This window comes from Pyrinomonas methylaliphatogenes (genome assembly GCF_000820845.2).
In the GTDB taxonomy this organism is placed as follows: domain Bacteria; phylum Acidobacteriota; class Blastocatellia; order Pyrinomonadales; family Pyrinomonadaceae; genus Pyrinomonas; species Pyrinomonas methylaliphatogenes.
Genome location: NZ_CBXV010000008.1, coordinates 1 through 21,483, shown reverse-complemented (window position 1 = coordinate 21,483; position 21,483 = coordinate 1). Strand labels below are relative to the sequence as shown.

The following is a 21,483-nucleotide window of genomic DNA, read 5'->3' as shown; positions in this document are numbered from 1 at the left end:
ACCGAGCAAGAAGCCGCCCTCTCGAAATCTTGTTCTCATTATTGCTCAACGATGCGAGAATTTACACGAGGTGGTGACGTTTAGTGGCCGAATGCAAGGTTCCAAGGGGTTAAGCCTACGATGCGCACGTCGTGGTTGTGATGTGAACACACGGCATCACCTGCTGACCTTCGGCGCACAGGACTTCAAGCGTTATAAGGAGAGCACAGCGATAACTCCCGCCGATGTTTTTGAAATTCGTGGCCGAAGCGAACGACGGACTGCAAGCGCCGCTGGAAGAGATCTCCTGATTGACATTTATTACGAAGTGGGGATTGGAGATGCGTCGGAAGTGTGATGGACCAACCTTGACATGCCTTTTGCGAAACGCTTCTGCATCGCTCAAAGTGGCGCGGTCGTGCGCATTTACGGGAAAGCGTGGAACCTCAGGCGAGAGGAGGGCGAATGGGCGCGGCGATCGCGACAATCTGCGTGTCGTCGTGTTCTCGGAATTTTTCTCCCCGAAGGGGCTGCGTTCGGATGGACGCGGTACAAGGCGCGGCGTGCGATCACGGCGAATTCCGTTTCTGGTTTCAGTTTAGAAGACAGGGTTTGATGAAATGTGCGGCATCACCGGATTCGTCAATCTACAGAATGGCTTCGATCGCGCCGAAGCTTCGCAGACGCTCGATCGCATGTGTCGCGTCATCACGCATCGCGGCCCGGACGATCAAGGCGTGCTGGTGACCGATCAAGTGGCCTTGGGGATGCGGCGTCTTTCGATCATCGATCTCGCTGGCGGGCATCAGCCCATCTTCAACGAAGACGGAACGGTGGCGGTCATCTTCAACGGCGAGATCTACAACTACCGCGAGATCAAACGCGAACTCGAGGCGCGCGGCCATCGTTTTCGCACCAACTCCGATACGGAGACCATCGTCCATGCTTACGAAGAGTACGGCTTCGATTGCGTCGATCATTTTCGCGGCATGTTCGCCTTTGCCATCTGGGATGAGCGGGCGCGGCGGCTTTTCATCGCGCGCGATCGCGTCGGAAAGAAGCCGCTCTACTACACGCTCACGCCGCAGAGAAGCTTGATCTTCGGCTCCGAATTGAAGGCTCTTCTGGAACATCCGGAAGTCGAGCGCGAGATTGACTACGCGGCTCTCGATGCATATTTGACCTTCGGCTATGTTCCAGACCCGCTTTGCATCTTTCGTCGCGTGCGGAAATTGCCGCCAGGCCACCGCCTGATCTTCGCGAACGGTGAGATAAAAATCGAGCAATACTGGGATTTCGATTACTGCCCCATTGAAGGGAGAAGCGAAGAGGAGTGGATCGAGGAGCTTCGCGCGTGTCTCGAAGATGCGGTGCGAGTTCGATTGATCGCCGATGTGCCGCTCGGAGCTTTCCTTTCGGGCGGGGTCGATTCGAGCACGGTGGTCGGTTTGATGGCACGCGCTGGCGTGCGTCCCGTCAAAACCTTCTCCATCGGTTTCAATGAAGACAGCTACAACGAGTTGAAGTACGCGCGCCTCGCGGCGAAACGCTTCGAGACCGATCATCACGAGTTCATCGTCACGCCGAGCATCTGCCAGATAGTCGATGATCTCGCGTGGCATTTCGATGAGCCTTTCGCCGATTCATCGGCCATCCCGACCTACATGGTGTCGAAGATGGCGCGCGATTACGTAACGGTTGTGTTGTCGGGCGATGGCGGCGATGAGCTTTTCGCTGGCTATACGCGCTACGCGGTCGATAGTAGACGCGCCGTTTTCGAACGTTTGCCGCGACCTTTGCGGCGCGGTGTGATGCAGCCCGTCAGCCGGTTTCTCCCTCACGGTTTTTGGGGGCGAAATTATTTGTACAACATCGCGCTAGACTCTCTGGACCGGTACATCGACAACGTCTCGGTTTTTACGGCACTCGCGAAAGAAAAGCTTTACAGTGATGATCTAAAAGCCAGATTGCGACAAGCTGGTGCCGATGCGACCGCTCTTTTCCGGGAGCGCGCGGCGAAGATGTGCGCGGATGATTCGATCAACAGATTGCTCTATTTGGATAGCAAGACCTATCTGCCCGGTGACATACTCGTCAAGGTCGATCGGATGAGCATGGCGGTCTCGCTGGAAGCGCGCGCGCCATTGCTCGATCATCGTTTGATCGAGCTCGTCGGACGCATCCCACCCGAACTGAAGCTCAAGGACGGAAAGCTGAAATACATCTTCAAGCGTGCGGTGGAGGGGATCGTCCCGCCGGAGATACTTCATCGCCCGAAGCAAGGGTTCGGTGTGCCCATCGATGAGTGGATCAACGCGCAATTGCGCGAACAGATTCGCGACACGCTGATGTCATCGCGCGCGCGGCAGCGCGGTTACATTTCACTGAGCTACGTGCAAACTCTTCTCGAAGAGCATGAAAACGGGCGGCGTGATCATTCCACGCGGTTGTGGGCGCTATTCATGCTTGAGAAGTGGGCGCGTTTGTTCGTTGATGGGGAAGGTGATCGGGCGCGGGCGTCCTTTGAGCGTTTTGCGCCGGTTGCGAGTTCAGGGTGAAGGGCGGCGAGGGTGAACACGGAGCTGGCTGATTCGATATGTGCGGGATAGCCGGAGTGGTCGGTTTCGAAGATAGGCGGGCCGCGCACTGCGCGGTCGTTCGGATGAGGCGTGCGCTCGAACGAAGAGGCCCGAACGGCGCCGGGTTGGAGCTATGGCAGAACGCCGTTTTGGGACATCGGCGATTGGCCATCTTCGATCTAAGCGAAGCTGGGCGGCAGCCGATGGTAACTGCGGATCGTAGACTCGGCGTCGTTTTCAACGGCGCGATCTATAACTTCATGGACCTGCGGCGCGAACTTGAAAATTTGGGTTTTAAGTTCAAAAGTCGCACCGATACCGAAGTCTTGTTGCATGGGTATCGTGCCTGGGGAATCGATGGATTGGTCGAGCGCATACACGGCATGTTCGCCTTCGGCCTCTGGGACGAAGACGCGCAGAAACTTTTCCTCGTGCGCGATCGTTTGGGCGTAAAGCCCTTGTTCTACCATGTCGGGCCGGATGGTTCGCTCGCTTTCGCTTCCACTGCACGCGCGTTGCGTTTCGGAGGATTCGCCGACGAGATCGACGACGGCGCCGTTCTTGAATTCTTGGAGTTCGGCTTCATCACCGACGCTCGTTCGATCTACAAGGAAGTAAAAAAGGTCGCCGCCGCAACCATCCTCGAGTGGAACGGCGCAAATAGAACTTGCGTGACGCGCGAGTACTGGCATCTTCCAACGCCGAAGGACAACGAGGCGAAAGGCATCTCGTTCGCGGAAGCCGTGAAGCGCACGGAAGAGCTTTTCTTGCGCGCAGTCGAAAAGAGGTTGCAAGCCGACGTGCCGGTCGGCGCGTTGCTGAGCGGCGGAGTTGACTCAAGTCTAGTCTGTTGGGCGATCACGAAGCTCGGCGGAGACGTGACGGCTTTCACCGTCGCGACGCCCAACGATCCGTCGGATGAATCGGCGGATGCGAAAGCGACTGCGCGTCGTCTCGGGATCAAGCATGAGATACTCGAATTGTCGCCAGACGATTCGCCCACCGTCGATGAGTTGACTGAAGCTTTTTCCGAGCCTTTCAGCGCCGCTTCGGCCCTTGGAATGCTGCGCATCTCGCGCGCTTTCGCCGAATCGGCGACCGTGATGCTGACGGGCGACGGCGGAGACGATGTCTTCCTCGGTTATCCCGAACACCTGAACTTCTACGCCGCGCAAAGGATAGCTCGTCATCTTCCGTCTTCAGCGCCGGATCTATGGAAGAAGATGAAGCCTCTGTTGCCACGAACGGGGATCATCAAGCGCGCAGGCTCTTTTCTCGATTACGCGACTGGAGGCTTGGGGGCGGTCGCATGCGTTCGTGACGGGCTGCCCTTTTATGAGATTCACGGGATTCTAGGCGAGCGGCTGATCGGCCAACGTCTTCCTCAACGCCAACTGCCACGCTCGCTCGACTCAGCGCGCGATCTGCTCGAAGAATTCTTGCGCTATGATCGTCGAACCCGATTCACCGGAGAGTATTTGACCAAAGTGGATGGAGCGACGATGCACTACGCGATCGAAGCCCGTTCTCCTTTCTTGGATCATCAACTGTGGGAATTCGCGTCATCTTTGCCTTTCGAAATAAGGTTACATGGCTGGACTCTGAAAGCTGTGCTTCGCGAGCTAGCTCGCCGTCACATCGACGAGCGAGTTGCGCGTGGAAAGAAGAGAGGGTTCAGTATACCCGTCGGAAGATGGTTGGTCGGGCGTTGGCGCGCGCTGATGGAAGAGGTCTTCAGCGATTCCGTTCTCGAACGCGAGGGATGGATCAGAGCCGCTTCCGTGATCGATCAGTTGAGGAGGGCCGTAAAGGTGGGCCTTGCTCCCAATCAACTCTGGTATCTGCTCGTGCTTGAATTTTGGTTGCGGCGCGAGCGGCAACAAGACATCGAGCACAGCGAGGTGGTCGCTTCAGAAACGGCTCAAAGCTTGTAAGTGAACTTCACTGATGAAACGGCGAGTTTTGCTCTTCATCGGAAGCTTCGATCAGGGCGGCTCCGAACGCCAAGCGGTGCAGCTTGCGCGCCTTTTGCACGAGAGCGGTCGTTACGACCTCAGCGTCGCTTGCCTTGATGGGCGTGGTGTGTTGCGCGCCGAGGTCGAGAAATTGGGTCTAGGAGAAATACCGGAATTCAAATTATCGAGCTTCTACGATCTGAACATGGCGCGGCAACTTCGTCGCGCGGCAAAGTTCATGCGCGAGCGCAGGATTGAGATCGTACAGACCTTTGATTTCTACACGAACGTATTCGGTATGCTGGCGGCGACGCTGGCTCGAGTGCCGGTCAGAATAGCTGCCAAGAGAGAAACGGAGGGTTTTCGCACCCCGGCCCAAAAGTGGGTCGAGCGTCGAGTCTTCGGTCTCGCCCATGCAGTGGTAGCCAACGCCGAAGCGGTGCGAGAAAAGTTGATCGAGGAAGGCGTGCCGGCGAACAAGATAACCGTTATCCACAATGGCTTAGATCTACGCAGGGTTGCGATCCCAGAAGACTTCTCGCCAGAGCGTGTGCTGCTAGCTTTAGGGCTTCCGAATGGCATGAGGTTCGTTTCGATTGTTGCTAACATGCGCAACGAGGTGAAAGATCACCGGACCTTCTTGCGTGCAGCACGGCGCGTGGCCGAGGCGGTGCCTGATGTCGGATTCGCGCTCGCAGGTGAAGGCGAACTGATGGACTCACTCAGAGAGTATGCGTCGCAGCTTGGTCTGCAAGGGCGAGCTTTCTTCCTCGGAAGATGCGAGCGCGTGGCGGAGCTACTCGCCATCTCCGACGTGTGTGTGTTGAGTTCGCGCGCGGAAGGCTTTTCTAATTCGATACTCGAATATATGGCTGCCGGAAAGCCGGTGGTGGCGACCGATGTCGGCGGCGCGCGCGAGGCGATCATTGAAGGTGAAACGGGATACTTGGTTCGACCCGGAGATGATGCCGCGATGGCTGAAAGGATCATCGAGCTGCTCCGTGATCCGGAGAAAGCAAAGCGAATGGGCGAGCGCGGGCGCGCTAGAGTGAGGGATAAGTTCTCTGCCGAATCACAGCTTCAATGTGTGGAAGATTTGTACGAAAAGTTGCTGGCAAGGCATAAAGGCAGCTTCATTAACTCATTGCAAGATTTGTCTCACGAAAGCTCTTTCCGTTAACTCCGAAGACTCAACGGTTGACGAGGCGATGAAAGGCGACCTGAACCGAGATTCGACCAGTCGCAGCAGCAAAGAAAGCATAAGTGCGAAAGCGGTGCGTGTCCTGTTGATCGCTCCTTCGCTCGGCATACTCGGTGGGCAAGCCGTGCAAGCGCAAAGATTATTGAATAACCTTCGCCGAGAGCCCGATATAGAGGTGGATTTTCTGCCAATCAATCCGCGGTTTCCAGGAACAATAGGAAGATTGCAAGAAAGAGTTAAGTACCTACGCACGATCTTGACATCTATTCTTTACGTGACTGAGTTGCTGCGACGAATTCCACACTATGACATAGTGCATATTTTTTCCGCATCATACTTTTCATTCGTTTTGGCTCCGACGCCAGCGATCCTCATTGCACAGCTCTACGGCAAAAAAGTTGTACTCAACTATCGTAGTGGTCAAGCTAAAGACCATCTTCGACGTTGGAGACGGACTGCAATCCCGACGATCAAGCTCGCCGATGAAATAGTCGTGCCTTCTTCGTATTTAGTAGATGTGTTCAGCGAATTCGGTTTGAAAGCGAGGGCGATCTACAATACGGTGGAGACGGAGCGCTTCATCTTCCGGGAGCGGAGTCCTTTGCGGCCAATCTTCCTGTCGAACCGAAATTTCGAGCCACACTACAACGTCGCTTGTACATTGCGCGCGTTCTCGCTCATACAAAAGCGATTTCCTGAAGCTTTGTTGATAATCGCCGGAGACGGAAGCGAACGGGATCGTTTGCATGATTTGGCTGTCAGCTTGGGCCTGCGCAATGTCGAATTCTTAGGAGCTGTGCCGCCGCACCGCATGCCGGAATTGTACGATCGGGCGCACATTTTCCTGAACAGTCCTAATGTGGATAACATGCCCAACTCAATAATCGAAGCCTTCGCGGCTGGCACGCCAGTGGTCACCACAGATGCTGGCGGCATCCCGTACATAGTCACGCACGAGCGGACCGGATTGCTGGTTCCGAAAAACGATCATGAAAAACTGGCAGCTTCCGCCATCCGATTGATCGAAGATCAAGAGCTGGCTTCGCGCATCATCGCCAACGCCCGTGATGAATGTCGCAAATATGTATGGGAGAACGTGCGGCATGATTGGTTGAATCTCTATGAAAGGTTAGCGGGATACGGAGAGGTCCTGCGGAAAAGCAAGGGAATGGAAAGCGAAGAGGTTGCCAGCTTTCAAGAAAGATGATCGTTTTGCGCTTCAATAAACTGAAGAAAGTACGGGGAAAGAGTCCCAACGAGCTGCGCGGGCGTGCAGCTCAGTATCTGGCTGCTCTATCGGAGCGTTGGGGGCTATCCTCGCATGCGCGTTTGCCGAGCGATAGACAGTTGATCCGCGCGCTCAATGGGGAAACTAGCGGTCAGATCCGTTCAACGGAGAATCTGTTAAGCCGTTTCAAAACGTCGCGCGTCCCTCGATTCTTCGCGGCTTTCGAATGCCCAGAAGAAACAGTCGCCGAGTTTCGGCGGCGCTGGCCGCAAAAAGAGGAAGAGGCGATCGCGCGGGCGCGAAGGATCGTTGCCGGGCGGTTCGATCTTCTCGGCCACCGCGATTTGAATTTCGGCGATCCGCCCGACTGGCACCTCGAACCGTCGTCGGGCAAGCGTGCGCCGCGCGTGCACTGGAGCAAAATAGATTACTTGGATGCTTCCGTCGCCGGCGACAAGAAGATCACTTGGGAGTTGAACCGGCACCAGTATTTCGCCGTGCTCGGGCGCGCTTACTGGCTCACTCGCGATGAGATCTTCGCGCAAACCTTCGTCAAGCATCTCACTTCATGGATGGAAGCGAATCCGCCCAAGATCGGCATCAACTGGGCCAGTAGTCTGGAGGTCGCTTTTCGCGCCATCTCGTGGCTGTGGGCGCTCCACTTCTTCAAAGACTCTCCGTCGTTGACGCCGGATCTGTTCGCGCGCACGCTCAAATACCTCTACCTGCACGGACGCCACATCGAAACCTACCTTTCGACCTACTTCAGCCCAAACACGCACTTGACGGGCGAAGCGCTGGGCCTTTTCTACCTCGGCACGTTGCTACCTGAATTCTCTTGCGCCGCGCGGTGGAAAGCGAAAGGTGAAGCGATACTGATGCGGGAGCTGGATCGGCACGTCCGGCCCGACGGAGTCTATTTCGAGCAATCGAGTTACTATCATCGTTACACGACGGACTTTTACACGCACTTCCTGTTGCTCAAAAAGAGAAACGGCGAAAAGGTGCCGGCCATTTTGGAAGAGAAATTGACCGCATTGCTGGACCATTTGATGGCCATCACGCGGCCCGATGGGACGACGCCGCTTTTCGGCGACGACGACGGCGGGAGGCTTTTGATTCTGGACCAGCGCGCGCCGGATGACTTCCGTTCGGCTCTGTCGAACGGCGCGGCGATCTTCGGGCGCGGCGATTACAAGTTCGTCGCGGGCGAAGCAGCCGAAGAGACGCTGTGGTTACTAGGGCCGGAAGGCCTACGTGCTGTCGATCGCTTAGAGCCACACGCGCCTGAAGGGACGTCGCGCGCTTTCACCTCGGGCGGCTACTACGTTCTGCGTGACGGCTGGACGCAAGATGCAAACTACATGCTCATCGATTGCGGGCCGCACGGCGTCCTCAATTGCGGCCACGCGCACGCAGATGTGCTCGCTTTCGATCTCGCGGCGCGCGGGCGCACGCTTCTGGTCGATCCGGGAACCTACACCTACACCGGCTCCGATCTTGAGCGCCGGCGTTTTCGCTCTTCCGCGATGCACAATGCGCTCACCATCGATGGACTCTCTTCATCGGAGCCGGACGGTCCCTTCACATGGAAGAGCATCGCGCGGGCGCGCGCCATCGAGTGGATCAGCGATCAGCGGTTCGATCTTTTCGAAGGCGAGCACGATGGGTACGAATCGGTCGGCGCTCAACATCGGCGCAGTGTGTTCTTTCTCAAGGGCGATTACTGGATCATGCGCGATCTGGTGAGTGCGGCTGGCGATCACCTCTGCGCGCTCCACTTCCACTTCGTGCCGGACGCTTCGCCCACTGTAGAGCGCGAAGGTGATGCGTTTGTCATTCGCGAAAGCGCTCGTGGGCGAGCGGGAATCGAAATATTCATCTTCGGCGCCGAAGGCGAGTTGCGCTGCGAAGATAGCTGGGTATCGCGTTGTTACGGCGCACGCGAGCGAGCGAAGACGGTGCGGTTCGAAGCGCGCATTCGCGACGGAGTCGAACTCGTGACCTTGCTTATCCCGCAGACCGAAGAGCGTTCCATCGTCCGCGAGGTGGAGTGTCACGGAGGACGCGCTTTCGAGATCGTCAGCGACGCGAAACGCGACGTCGTGTTGATCGGAGAAGCCGAACGATTGAAAGTTTCAACCAATGGGAGGAGAATGGAGACCGATTGCCGCTGGGCTTGGCTGCGGTTTGTGGGCGAGGAGTTGGCAGAAGTGGTTCTAGTGGCAGGCAGCGAGTTGACGGTGGATGGTGATCGGCGCTTCTCGGTAGAGGATCGTTTCTATACGTCCGATTTTCGAAGATCCTCTGCCGGAAAGGGAATTCCGTCACAACTCGTCGCTGAATGAGGCGATAGGCGGAGTAAGAAAGGGCGATGTCGGAGCATCGTCGCCCAGACGAAAGATGTGCGGCATTTGCGGAATAGTCTTCCCGAAGCGCGTGGAGCGGCGCGTGAACGAAGCGACGCTCGTGCAGATGCGCGACGTGCTCACGCATCGCGGGCCGGATGATTGCGGTCTGTTCATCGAAGATGGCGTCGGACTCGGCCATCGCCGGTTGAGCATCGTCGATGTCGCCGCCGGTCATCAACCGATGGCGAACGAAGATGGTTCGGTGCAGATCGTTTACAACGGCGAGGTCTACAACCACGCGGATTATCGCGCTGAACTCGAAGCGCGTGGACATCGGTATCGAACGCGCTGCGACACGGAAACGATCATCCACCTTTATGAAGAGCGCGGCGCGGATTGCGTGCACTGCCTGCGCGGCATGTTCGCTTTTGCGATTTGGGACCGACGAAAAGAAGAGCTTCTCCTTGCGCGCGATCGATTGGGCGTCAAACCGCTCTATTACTTCCACGCGGACGATGGTTCGCTCGCGTTCGCTTCGGAGATCAAGTCGCTCTTCGAATCGGGCCTCGTCAAACCGGAGATCAACTTCGCTGCGCTTCCCGATTATCTCGCCAACCATGCGCCGTCGGGCGAAGAGACGCTCTTTCGCGGCGTAAAAAGATTGCTCCCGGGTCACACGCTCCTGTGGCGCGATGGCCGGATCGAAATACGGAAATACTGGGAGGTTGACTTCGCGCCGAGCGAAGAGTTTGCGCATCGCAAAGAAGAGGACCTGATCGCGGAGTGGTTCGAACTTTTCCGCACGTCCGTGCGACTGCGCTTGATGGCCGACGTGCCGCTCGGCATGTTCCTTTCGGGCGGCATCGATTCATCGGCCATCGCCGCCGTGATGAGCGGGATGGTCGCCGAGCCGATCAAGACCTTTTCGGTCGCGTTCGCCGAACGCGAAGCGAACGAGTTGCATTACGCGCGTTTGGTCGCCGCGAAGTTCAAGACCGATCATCACGAAATCGTCGTCACGCCGACGCAGTTCTTCGACGTGCTTCCTCAGCTCGTATGGCACGAAGACGAACCGATCGCGCATCCGAGCAGCGTCGCGCTCTATTTCGTTTCCGCGCTCGCCGAGCGGCACGTCAAGGTCGTCTTGACGGGCGAGGGAAGCGACGAATTGCTCGCCGGTTATGAACGTTATCGAAAAGCACTTTATCTACTTCGATTTGGCACGATCTACCATTCGCTAACGCCTACTGCATTACGCCACTTGGTTCGCTGCTATATTGAGCACCTACCGCCACAGTCGAAAGTGGGACAGAAGCTTCGTCGCACTTTCCTTTCTCTTGAACCTGATTTAGAGACGCTTTACTTCGATAATTTTTCTGTCTTCCCGCGTACGATGCAAAGCAAGATGCTGACCCAGCAAACAAAAGAACGTGTTGGCACTATTGATCCTTACCGCATTATGCGTGACTACTACGAGCGCGCTAGTAACTCAGATTTGCTTGGTCGCATGCTTTATGTGGACGTGAAAACTTATTTGCACGAACTTCTGATGAAGCAGGATCAGATGAGCATGGCCGCTTCGATCGAAAGTCGCGTGCCGTTTCTGGACTACAAGCTGGTGGAGTTTACGGCGCGGTTGCCCGAAAGGTTGAAGTTGCGCGGTTGGACGACGAAGTACGTCTTGCGACGAAGCATGAAAGGCATTCTGCCTGAAGAGATTCTGTCGCGTCGCAAGATGGGTTTCCCCGTGCCCGTGGGACAATGGTTTCGCGGGCCGTTCCGTCACATCGTCGATGAGTACGTTTTGAGCGAACGCGCGCTCGGTCGCGGTCTGTTCGAACCGGATTTCGTCCGCCGCTTGGTCGCCGAACACGAAGCGGGCGCAAATCACGAAGAGCGCTTGTGGGCGCTCGTCAATTTCGAGGTATGGCAACGCAGGTTTTTGGATGGTGAGATCGTCGAAACGCATCTTCCCGTTTCGGTGGAGGCCGCAGCATAAATCTAAACGGCCCGCCGTGGTCTTGAAGAAAGGGCCCTTGCGTTTTGTCGATGAATAGTTCAGAGAGTTCGGTAGTATTCTGTGTGTTCGCCTGCCTCTGCCGCTGAAACTCTCTCCGGCATAAGCGGCGATTGCGGCGAGGAAAATGCATCACGCTACAATTAGGGACGGTTTTCGATCCGGAGGCTTCGGTTGGATATTTGCGCGCGAAGCGAGATAGCGTAACATAACGGAAGAAAATCGCTCTGGAAGAGCGAAATTAGCGCCTATGACTACCCAAACGGCGACAAACTATTTTGAGATCGTGACGCGGCTGCCAGCCGACGCGGTGGTGGTTTTTCGGCACGTCGGGTGGGAAGATTACGAGGAGTTGCTAGCACAGGTGGGCGAGGCGAGCGGTTTGCGGCTGAGCTACGACGATGGGATCTTGACGGCGATGACTCTCGGCACAGAACGTGAAAAATACGCGCGTTTCATAGAAAAGCTTTTGACGGTTTTGAGCCTAAAAAAGCGCATCGTTATCCTCTCTTTCGGGGCGGCGACGATCAAAAGGCCGAGTCAACGGAAGGGTCTTGAACCCGACGCCTGTTTTTACGTGCAGCGGGCTGAGGAGTTAGGCAATCGGGTGCAGTTAGATTTCGAGCATGATCCACCGCCCGATGTTGCCGTTGAGATCGATGTGCATCATAGCTCAGAGGAGAAGCTGTCGATCTATGTGGCGCTGGGAGTGCCCGAGGTCTGGCGTTACGATGGGCAGCGGTTGAGAATGTTTGTGTTGCGGGGTGTGGGGTATGAGGAGGTCGAGCGAAGTCAAGCATTGCCCGTGCTGACGAGCGAGGCGGTGACAGGATTTCTTGAGCGTTTACGGCGTGAAGGGGAATTACAAGCGTTGCTCGCGTTCGATGAATGGATCGGCGCGCGATAGGGTGATACTGGTTTGCGGTGGGATTCGAATCACTAAATCTTCATTGGCACCAGCAGCTTCGTTGGAGTCTATAACTTGAATGATTTAAGTTGGGAAGCTTGGTTCCACTAGAACTGCCTTGGTTTTGTTCTACTCGAATGCTACGGGATCCTCTTGCGAACATCTTTCGGATGACTTCTAGTTTTTTATGAAGGCGACCACGCGAAAAGTTAAGCTTCCACTAATGGCAAAGCTAATCAGATGGTATCTTCGTAGTGGTTTGAGGGGGAGCTATCGTGTAACTATTCTCCTCGCACATAAATGCAAATGTTTGCAAGCCGTTCCGGTAAATATCGCTGATTGGTCGCCTTTGTATATCGACTTGCGGGACGCTAGCTTGCACGAATGGTTACAAGGGGCGCCTTGGGATAGTTGCCCTCGCGAAATCGATGAGCAGAAGGTTATATGTCGTATCGTCAAAGAGGGTGATAAGGTTTTCGATATCGGCGCGAACATAGGATTGTATACTTTGTTGTTATCGAAGCTTGTTGGGCCTAGAGGAAGAGTCTATTCATTCGAGCCAAATCTTGATCTCCTTCCAATTCTCAGTCGAACTGTCGAAGAGGCAGGCAACGCAGAGCTCTACCCTTTTGCCCTATCCAATCAATCTTCGGAAACAGTGTTGTTTGTTCCTAAAGACCATTCTACCGCGAGTTTGGTAAATTGGGCCGAGATCTTTAAAGATGTGAAAGAGATTGTTTGTAAGCAAGTTAGATTGGATGATCTCGTCTCGGACGGCACAATACCTTTGCCTGATTTTGTGAAATGTGATGTTGAGGGAGCCGAATTAATGGTGTTTGAAGGGGGAGTGCAAACGCTCAATCGTGAAGACGCTCCCATAATCCTCTTCGAAGCTAACGTACACACAACACGCGGTTTTGGCCTAACTGTCTCGAGTGCTAAAGAGTTCTTGGAGGGGATGAGCTCGGCTCGATTTAAATTCTTTGAGATTCAAGAGGGAGGAAGGTTATCACCAATCGAAAAACCGCATCCTATACATTCTAATATCTTGGCTGTTCCGCAAGCGAAGATGGCTCGTTTAGGAAAATCTTTTTGATGGATCAAGTCGTAGGTATTCAAGCCGGGTTTTGAAGATGCATATTCTATGGCTCAAGACGGAACTACTTCATCCGGTCGATAAAGGCGGCAAGATACGCACCTATCAGATGCTGCGCGAACTCAAACGCGAGCATCGCATCACCTATCTCACGCTCGATGATGGTTCAGGGGGCGAGAGGGCGCGCGCGCAAGCGTTTGAATACTGTCATGATCTCGTCGTCGTCCCGCATCGAACGCACGCCAAGTTCACCTTAGGCTTTTACTTTGAACTTGCAATCAACCTTTTTTCGTCGCTCCCTTACTTTATAAAGAAATATGCATCAGAAAAGATGCGGCACGAGATCGAACGTTTACTTTCTAGTAAACGTTACGATGTGCTCGTATGCGATTTCTTGCAACCAAGCATTAACGTGCCATCGCAACTCAATTGTGCGAGTGTACTCTTCCAACACAATGTCGAGGCGGTGATCTGGAAACGGCATTATCAGGTGCAGCAGGATCTTATAAAGAAAGCTTATTTATATGGTCAGTGGTTAAAGGCTCGAGCTTATGAACGTGCAGCTTGTCAACGATTTGATTTTGTCGTTGCCGTATCTCATGAAGACGCCGAATTGATGAAGCATGAGTACGGCATAAAAGCGGTTGCGTACGTGCCAACTGGCGTTGATACGGAATACTTCAGGCCACGCAATAACGCCTGCCGCGAGCCACACAACCTTGTGTTTACTGGTTCAATGGATTGGTTGCCGAATGAGGATGCAATCAAATACTTTACTGAAAATATCATGCCTCTTATTAAGAGAATCGTGCCCGACGTAACTTTGACTGTTGTCGGACGCAATCCGTACCCGAGTCTCATTGAACTCAGTCAACGCGATCCTTCTGTGATCGTCACAGGTCGTGTAGATGACGTACGCCCGTACATGGAGCGTGCCGCTGTCTATGTAGTACCAATCCGTATTGGGGGAGGGACGAGATTGAAGATCTACGAAGCGATGGCAATGGAAATGCCAATTGTTTCAACAACAGTTGGTGCGGAAGGGTTGCCTGTGAGAGACGGTTTGCATTTGCTACTTGCGGATGATCCGGAATCATTTGCTGCGGCCACTGTACGGCTCTTATTTGATAGGGAGTTTGCACGAGAATTAGGACGGCGCGGAGCGATGCTAGTACGTGAACAATTCGGTTGGGCGAATGTAGCCAGAAAGTTTGCCGAGCTTTGCGAATATGCAATTAAAGCCCGGTCGGGTAATAGTCTGGAAATTTTAGGGTAATGCTTATTTAAAGCGAAAATGGACGGAAATTTATCTCGCAGTACTCATGAGTTCGTTTCCAGCGATTTAGAAGAGGATATGGAAGGCGCGATACAGAATGACAGATGGGAAGATTTGAGAGAGGATAATGCCGCACAGGCACCTCAAAAGCTCTTTGCTACAATTGACGCGGCGCCCCCCTTTGTTTCGGTAGTCATCCCTTGCTACAACGAAGAGCGTTTCATTGGTGAAGTCCTTGAAAATCTTGCGAAGCAATATGATAGCAGATATTATGAAATCATAATAGTTGATGGAATGTCTGATGATTGCACGCGCGAGATAGTCGCAAAGTTCAAAAGTTCTCACCCGGATATAAAAATACGCTTGATTGATAATCATGCGAGGAATATTCCTGTTGCGCTTAATATTGGTATTAAAGCGGCTCGTGGCGATATCATCGTAAGACTGGACGCTCATTCTATCGCCTCAAATAATTATATCCGCCGTTGTGTTGAGGTGTTACAGCGCGGGGACGTGGCCATCGTCGGAATGCCGTGGTGTATTCGCGCTGGGGCGGAAACCCTGACAGCTCAAGCTATCGCGTTGGCTGTATCTCACCCCTTCGGCATAGGTGATGCTAAATATCGATTGATAGATTCGCTTTGCTCTGAACAAATTGTTGACACGGTTCCTTTCGGCGCATTCCGCAAGGAGTTGTGGTACGAACTCGGTGGATTTAATGAGGACTTGCTAACGAACGAAGATTACGACTTTAACTATCGTGCACGCCTACGTGGTGGGCGTGTTTTGCTGGATCCAGCAGCCCACTGTGACTACTTCGCTCGTGCTACCATTAAGGATCTAGCCCGGCAGTACGCTCGTTATGGGAGTTGGAAAGCGCAGATGATCAAACGACATCCGCGTTCACTAAGATGGCGGCACATAATCGCCCCCCTTTTTGTCGCATACATGATTATTACACTTGTGTCCGGGCTCTTTTGGTCTCCTGCTCAAGTGGGGCTCCTCTTTGCCATCGGCTTGTACGTTTTGCTCGCGCTTCTTTGTGCCGTAAGCCTCTCACGAAAGGTTAACGAGTTTCGTTTAGTTTTTTTGCTTCCAATAATCTTTTTCGTACTCCATTTTGTTTGGGGAGGCAGTTTTCTTCTAGGGCTGTTCCGCCGGCCTTGTCGTCTGTCTGCAACGGAGCGCTCTCGAAAGGACATAGGAGGAAGCTGACATGGGTTGGCGTTTGAAGGCTATGGTCCAAAACATTATTGCATCGTTACCATTCTCTAACGAGACCTATTATCTGGTGCAGCGAAGCTTGGGAAGTTTACGACCCGGCAGACGTGATCCTCGTGAGTGGTTGACTGCTGCGGTGCAGATGGTGAACTGGATTAGATCATATGGGCGTGACGTAGCTGGTAAAAGCTTCTTGGAGGTTGGTACAGGACGGGCTATTGATTTGCCATTGGGACTTTGGCTTTGTGGAGCTTCCCGAGTACTAACGGTTGATTTAAATCGGTATCTTTCCTCTACAATAGTTAAAGAATCTTTGAAGTTTCTGCACGACCATCGGGATCAGGTCATCAATATTTTCGATAGTATAGAGAAAGATAGTCTATTTCAGAGCCGCTTCGATAGATTGTTAAACTTTAATGGCGGTCTTGCAGACCTTCTCCGTATGACCCAAATCGAATATGTATCACCTGCTGATGCTGCACATCTTAGTGTGGATTCGGGCAGTTTCGACTTTCATATTTCTTATACGGTCATGGAGCATATCCCGCCGGAAGTGATTGTAGCCATCCTATTGGAAGCTCGGCGTTTACTTAAACCGGATGGCTTGCTCTTGCATCACATAGATTGTTCTGATCATTTTTCTCACGGCGATAAGTCAATTTCAGCGATTAATTTCCTGCAGTTCGGTGAAGCTGAGTGGAATAAACTCGCGGGTAATCAGTTTATGTACCACAACCGATTACGAGCGTATGAGTACATCGAGTTGTTTAAGTGTGCTGGAGTCAAGATCATAAGAGAGCAACAGGCCATCGATGAAAATTCGCTGCAGATATTGAAGAATGGCTTCAAACTGCATGAGAGATTTCGTGGTCTGGAGCCTGAAAAATTGGCTGCATCTAGCATTACTATTATGGGAAGTTTCTCTGAGGATACATGAAGATCCGAGCATATCAACTTGGCATCAGAATCCCCTATTTATAGGGAAGTCGCAGTAGAAGCGAGTTATATCGCATTGCGTGATGGTTGTCGAAGAAGATCTTCGTATCAACCTAAGTATCACCTAAACGAAATACAAGCATCCAAATCAGCACTCAGAGTATCTGAAGGCGTTGGTTAGATAATTGGGAGTGTGGTGAGGATAGCATCTCTTGCTAGTCTTTCGTTGGATTCGAGCAGTTATTCGACATTTCTTAAGCGCAAGGAGGATCGTCAGTTCTATAGTTGTTGCAAATAGTGAGCTTGGCTCTGTCTAGGATATGCGAGGAGCGAGAGCGAAGCGTCGGCGAGCCCGTTCGTGTCGCTTCCATTCCCGGCGGGCAGTATTCGCGGCGCGTCGCCGAAGAAGCGGCGCGTGCCGGCATCAGATACCTTTTCACGTCGGAGCCGGTCGCGCGAACATGGTCGGTGGATGGCTGCCTTCTGTTCGGGCGCTACACGGTGCAAAGATGGACCTCGGCCCCTGCGGTCGCGCGCCTTGCGCGGGGAGAGCGGCTTCCGCGCATGAGTCAATATGCGATCTGGAATCTGAAGAAGGGACTGAAGATGCTCGGCGGAGATGCATACTTGAAGATCAGGCAAGCGGTTCTAGAGGGTCGCGCACGGTCATCATGAAGCGAGGTGATTCTAGTTTGATGATCAACGCGGCAAGGCGATGATCTGAAGTTCTCCGGGCACGATGGCGCCTTTCAGTTGAAAAGGATTGCCTTTTAGATCGGTTACATCGTAGGAGTTTTGCGAGAGGATCTCTTGTACGTCATGTGCGGCCTCTTCGTTATGAATTTCGCAGCAGATGATCGGGCGTTTATGGCGGAGAAGTTCGCGCGCCCCAGCGAGCACCCGTCCCTCTTCGCCTTCGACATCGATCTTGATGAAATCGGGCGCCGGATGATCTTTGATGAAGCTGTCCAAAGTGAGCGTTTCAACCTGAATGGTGGGCCACTTGGTGTCGCCACGGGCGATTGCCGATCCGTATGCTACGTCCGTGATGGCGAAAGTCACCGAACGCTTTTGATCGCTCACGGGGCGGCGAATGATGCTGATGTTTGAAAAGCCGTTGGTTGTCGCCTGCCGTTCGATCTCCGCGGCAGCATGTGGGGCAGGTTCAAAGGCGTAAACGTGGCTCGCGCGACGGGCCATCAATAGCGAGAGATAGCCGATGCTCGCGCCTATGTCATAGCAGACGAAACCGGGCTTGACGAGCCTTGCGATCGCTATTTGAGTCTCAAGTTCGTACGTTCCGCTGATGTGGGCGTGTGATGTATGTTCGCTGATCGCCAAGCGCAACCCGGCCATCGGGCCGGATTCGATGTGGACGATCTCTGAATCGGCGCGAGCCAGCAGCGAAAAAGCGCGCCGCGCCAGTCGATCTAAGTGGCGATTGTGATGGATGAGATCTTTGATCGGTGTTGGTATTTTGCGCGCTACGGCGAGCGCTATGGAGCGGATCATCGCTTTTTCTCCTGTCAGGGGAAGCCATCGCAAGGCATCGCAGAACGTCTTCGCAAGGTAGCTTCAGCCACAGAGGATTTTAATCTTGCCCGTTCGATTTTGTACAGATTTTCAATAAGGGGAATCAACGAATGAGACTGAGTGTGTTCGGACTTGGCTACGTCGGTTGCGTCTCGGCGGCTTGTTTCGCCAAGGAAGGGCATGAAGTCGTCGGCGTCGATGTCAATCCGACCAAAGTCGAAATCATCAACGACGGCCGTAGCCCCATCGTCGAGCCTGGCATGGACGAGTTGATCGCCGAGGTGGTTGCCGCCGGACGCTTGCGAGCGACGACGGCAGCGAAAGAAGCGATCGAAAGCTCCGACGTTTCGCTCGTCTGCGTCGGAACGCCGAGCGCGCCGAACGGCAGCTTGAACTTGACCTACGTCAAGCGCGTCTGCGAGGAAATCGGAGCTGCCATCGAAGGCAAATCGCGTCCGCACACGGTCGTCATCCGCAGCACGATGCTTCCCGGAACCATCGAGGGCGTGGTCGTCCCGACGTTGGAAATTTACTCCGGAAAAAAGGTCGGGCGCGACATCGGGATCTGCATCAATCCGGAGTTCTTGCGCGAAGGATCCTCGCTCGCGGACTTCTACTCACCGCCTTTTACGCTCATCGGGGCCGACGACGAAGAGACGGCGCGCATGGTCAGTCGTCTTTACGCGCGCATCGAGGCGCCTCTTTTCGTCACGAGCATCAAGTCGGCGGAGATGGTCAAATATGCGTGCAACTGTTTTCATGCGCTCAAGGTCAGTTTCGCCAACGAGATCGGCAACATCTGCAAAGCGCTCGGCATCGACAGTCACGAAGTGATGGAGATCTTCTGCCGGGATACGAAGCTCAATCTTTCGCCTTACTACTTGAAGCCGGGTTTCGCCTTTGGCGGCTCATGCCTGCCGAAGGATCTGCGCGCGATCATGTACAAGGCCAAAGAACTGGATGTCGAAGCGCCTGTGCTGTCAGCCATTCTGCCGAGCAATCGGCTGCAGGTCGAGCGCGCCGTCGAGATGGTGCTTCGTACGGGAAAGAAGAGGATCGGCGTGCTCGGCATGAGCTTCAAAGCCGGCACCGATGATCTTCGGGAATCGCCCATGGTCGCGCTGATCGAAACGCTCATTGGCAAGGGCTTGCAACTAGCGATCTATGATAAAGACGTGTCGCTGGCGCGACTTTTCGGGGCGAACAAGGAGTACATCGAGCGCGAGATCCCGCACATCTCGAAGCTCATGCGCAACGATCTGAAAGAGGTGATCGACGAAGCCGAGGTGATCGTCGTCGGCAATCGCTCGCCGGAGTTTCGTGAAATCGAGAAGATGAGGCGCGATGGGCAAAAGATCATCGATCTGGTCCGGCTGTTCGAAGAGAAAAAGTCGGGCGATTGGTACGAGGGGATTTGCTGGTAGCAGTCGGCTAGTCCTGCAAGAGGCGCGAGGACCGAGCGCGGCATCCGCCTTGCGATGATTTTTAAGGCGTTGGTAGCGGTCAGAAATCTCAAAAGAAGTGCGGCGTTAGTCGCCGCCGCGCTCGCGCTCGCTTGGTTTGCGGCCTGGGCGTTGGCCCGGGCATTGATCGTGCGCGACGTTCCGGTCGCGTCCGATGCGCTGGTCGTCTTGGCCGGTTCCGCTGCCTACGACGAGCGCACGCGGTATGCCGCTCAACTGTTTCACGCCGGGTACGCTCCGATGGTGTTCCTGACCAACGACGGACAGCGTGGAGGATGGTCCAACAAAGAGCAACGGAATCCTTTTTTCGTCGAACGCGCTCGCGAATCTTTGCGCCGCGCTGGAGTGCCGGAAGAGCGAATCGCGGTTTTGCCGCAAAGAGTATCGAGCACATACGAGGAAGCGGTCGCGCTGCGCTATCTTGCCGCGGAGCGACGGATCCGCTCGCTTCTCATCGTCACTTCCGCTTATCACACGAGGCGTGCGCGCTGGATTTTCAATCAGATCTTCGCTGGCAGTGAAACGCGCGTCACCATCGTTTCGCCCGAACGGCCTTCGCTATCGCCGTTCGTTTGGTGGGCGAGTTTGCGCGGCTGGCGCGCCGTCGCGGCGGAATACTTGAAGATCATCTACTATCGCTGGCAATATGGGCGATGGTTTCCGCAAAACGAATCTTTGAAGCAGCGTTTCGTCTTCGATGCGTCTCCCTTCTCACTTTTCGGGAATCGTCCTCGTGAAACGAAAATTTAAACTGCCCGCAAGTGGTCGCTAGAGCGGAAGGGGTGGTAAACTTCGATGAGATTCGATCGGAGCAACGTGATGAAAGCAATGGTGATTGTGTCTGCGACTGTGCTGATCGCTTTCGGTCTGTTTTGGACCGGAGAGCAGGAGCGCTTGCGGCGCGTGACGGCGCAAAAAGAGACTCAGGCGGAGACGAGCAATCAAAGATTGCCGAAGACGATCACCGTCAAAGCCGGAGAGAATCTGCAGCGCGCGATCGATCGTGCTCGTTATGGCGACGAGATAGTGGTCGAGGCTGGGGCGACGTTCCAAGGCCCCATCATCCTGCGCAACAAGGGACCCGTGCCGCAGGGGATGACCGACGAGCAAGCCTACATCACCATCCGCTCGTCGCGCGCCGGTGAGCTACCGTCAGGCACTGCCCCCTACACGTCGAGCGAGATACTTGCGGCCACCGATCCGACAACTGGGCTGTGGAATTTGGACCGGTTTCCGCGCCATCAGTTCGGTTGGCAGTCTTATGTGAAGCCCGAGCACGCGCCGTTGATGCCGAAGATAGTTTCCGCCGGAGGCGGGTTTGCTCCCACTATTCAGACAGAGTTGGGTGCGCACCACTACAAGTTGGTGGGGTTGGAGATGCGCCCTGTCGATGAGAACGCTTTCATTTATGACTTGGTGTTGCTCGGCTTCGGCGACAGCCAACAAGACGACCTCAGCAAAGTGCCCCATCATCTTGTGATTGACCGTTGCTACATACACGCCTTCCCAAATCAGGGACTCAAGCGCGGAGTGGCCTTGAACTCGTCCGACACGCAAATCATCAACAGCTACATTGCCGGTTTCAAGGTTCAGGGGCAGGACTCGCAAGCTATTTTGGGGTGGAACGGGACGGGGCGGTACATCATCGAGAACAATTATCTCGAAGGTGCGGGTGAGAACGTGATGTTTGGCGGGGCCATGCCGGCAATCAACGGGTTGATACCCACGAACATTGTGATAA

The 21,483-nt window shown here is 54.4% G+C and carries 16 protein-coding genes; 15 read left to right on the top strand and 1 reads right to left on the bottom strand.

All coding sequences use genetic code 11. From position 1 onward, the window contains the following. Positions 1–599 precede the first annotated feature (599 nt). The 12 genes from asnB (PYK22_RS11310) (at position 600) to PYK22_RS11250 (ending at position 17,421) form a co-directional block, all read left to right on the top strand. A complete protein-coding gene (gene asnB / locus PYK22_RS11310) occupies positions 600–2,537 on the top strand; it encodes an asparagine synthase (glutamine-hydrolyzing) (protein ID WP_041977428.1) in 1,938 nt (645 codons plus the stop codon). 38 nt (positions 2,538–2,575) lie between these two features. Continuing rightward, the gene (gene asnB / locus PYK22_RS11300; protein ID WP_060635588.1) at positions 2,576–4,492 is read left to right on the top strand and encodes an asparagine synthase (glutamine-hydrolyzing); all 1,917 of its coding nucleotides are present in this window, start codon (positions 2,576–2,578) and stop codon (positions 4,490–4,492) included. Between the two features lie 13 nt (positions 4,493–4,505). After that, positions 4,506–5,693, top strand: coding sequence for a glycosyltransferase (locus PYK22_RS11295; protein WP_041977421.1), 1,188 nt, complete (start codon positions 4,506–4,508; stop codon positions 5,691–5,693). A gap of 28 nt (positions 5,694–5,721) precedes the next feature. Continuing rightward, positions 5,722–6,921, top strand: coding sequence for a glycosyltransferase family 4 protein (locus PYK22_RS11290; protein WP_041977418.1), 1,200 nt, complete (start codon positions 5,722–5,724; stop codon positions 6,919–6,921). Then, a complete protein-coding gene (locus PYK22_RS11285; RefSeq protein ID WP_041977415.1) occupies positions 6,918–9,290 on the top strand; it encodes a heparinase II/III family protein in 2,373 nt (790 codons plus the stop codon). Before PYK22_RS11290 ends, PYK22_RS11285 begins: the two co-directional genes overlap by 4 nt. A 55-nt stretch (positions 9,291–9,345) precedes the next feature. Next, entirely contained in the window at positions 9,346–11,292 is a 1,947-nt protein-coding gene (gene asnB, locus PYK22_RS11280; protein ID WP_041977413.1) for an asparagine synthase (glutamine-hydrolyzing), read from the top strand. Positions 11,293–11,560: 268 nt separating this feature from the next. Beyond that, a complete protein-coding gene (locus PYK22_RS11275; protein WP_041977411.1) occupies positions 11,561–12,217 on the top strand; it encodes a Uma2 family endonuclease in 657 nt (218 codons plus the stop codon). A 187-nt stretch (positions 12,218–12,404) separates the two neighbouring features. Beyond that, positions 12,405–13,313 carry an FkbM family methyltransferase gene (locus PYK22_RS16780; protein WP_083437799.1) on the top strand — a complete coding sequence of 303 codons (909 nt, stop codon included), beginning with the start codon at positions 12,405–12,407 and terminating at the stop codon, positions 13,311–13,313. 37 nt (positions 13,314–13,350) lie between these two features. Beyond that, complete coding sequence (locus tag PYK22_RS16775) at positions 13,351–14,589, top strand: glycosyltransferase (RefSeq protein ID WP_060635586.1); 1,239 nt, start codon at positions 13,351–13,353, stop codon at positions 14,587–14,589. Between the two features lie 18 nt (positions 14,590–14,607). After that, complete coding sequence (locus PYK22_RS11260; RefSeq protein ID WP_083437798.1) at positions 14,608–15,804, top strand: glycosyltransferase; 1,197 nt, start codon at positions 14,608–14,610, stop codon at positions 15,802–15,804. 1 nt (position 15,805) lies between these two features. Next, entirely contained in the window at positions 15,806–16,747 is a 942-nt protein-coding gene (locus tag PYK22_RS16770) for a class I SAM-dependent methyltransferase (RefSeq protein ID WP_083437797.1), read from the top strand. Positions 16,748–17,049: 302 nt separating this feature from the next. Continuing rightward, positions 17,050–17,421: a polysaccharide deacetylase family protein gene (locus tag PYK22_RS11250; RefSeq protein WP_162199845.1), complete on the top strand. Its 372-nt coding sequence runs from the start codon at positions 17,050–17,052 to the stop codon at positions 17,419–17,421. Positions 17,422–17,445: 24 nt separating this feature from the next. Here the strand turns inward: PYK22_RS11250 and PYK22_RS11245 are convergent, their stop codons facing one another. Further along, complete coding sequence (locus PYK22_RS11245; protein WP_041977406.1) at positions 17,446–18,258, bottom strand: FkbM family methyltransferase; 813 nt, start codon at positions 18,256–18,258, stop codon at positions 17,446–17,448. Positions 18,259–18,389: 131 nt separating this feature from the next. Here PYK22_RS11245 and PYK22_RS11240 point away from each other — a divergent pair, with 131 nt between their 5' ends. The 3 genes from PYK22_RS11240 to PYK22_RS11230 form a co-directional block, all read left to right on the top strand. After that, on the top strand, positions 18,390–19,703 hold the full coding sequence (locus PYK22_RS11240) for a nucleotide sugar dehydrogenase (RefSeq protein WP_041977403.1): 1,314 nt from the start codon (positions 18,390–18,392) through the stop codon (positions 19,701–19,703). A 69-nt stretch (positions 19,704–19,772) separates the two neighbouring features. Beyond that, positions 19,773–20,492: a YdcF family protein gene (locus tag PYK22_RS11235; protein ID WP_157770838.1), complete on the top strand. Its 720-nt coding sequence runs from the start codon at positions 19,773–19,775 to the stop codon at positions 20,490–20,492. A gap of 78 nt (positions 20,493–20,570) precedes the next feature. Continuing rightward, positions 20,571–21,483: hypothetical protein (locus PYK22_RS11230; protein WP_162199844.1), on the top strand; the 913-nt coding region annotated here is incomplete at its 3' end.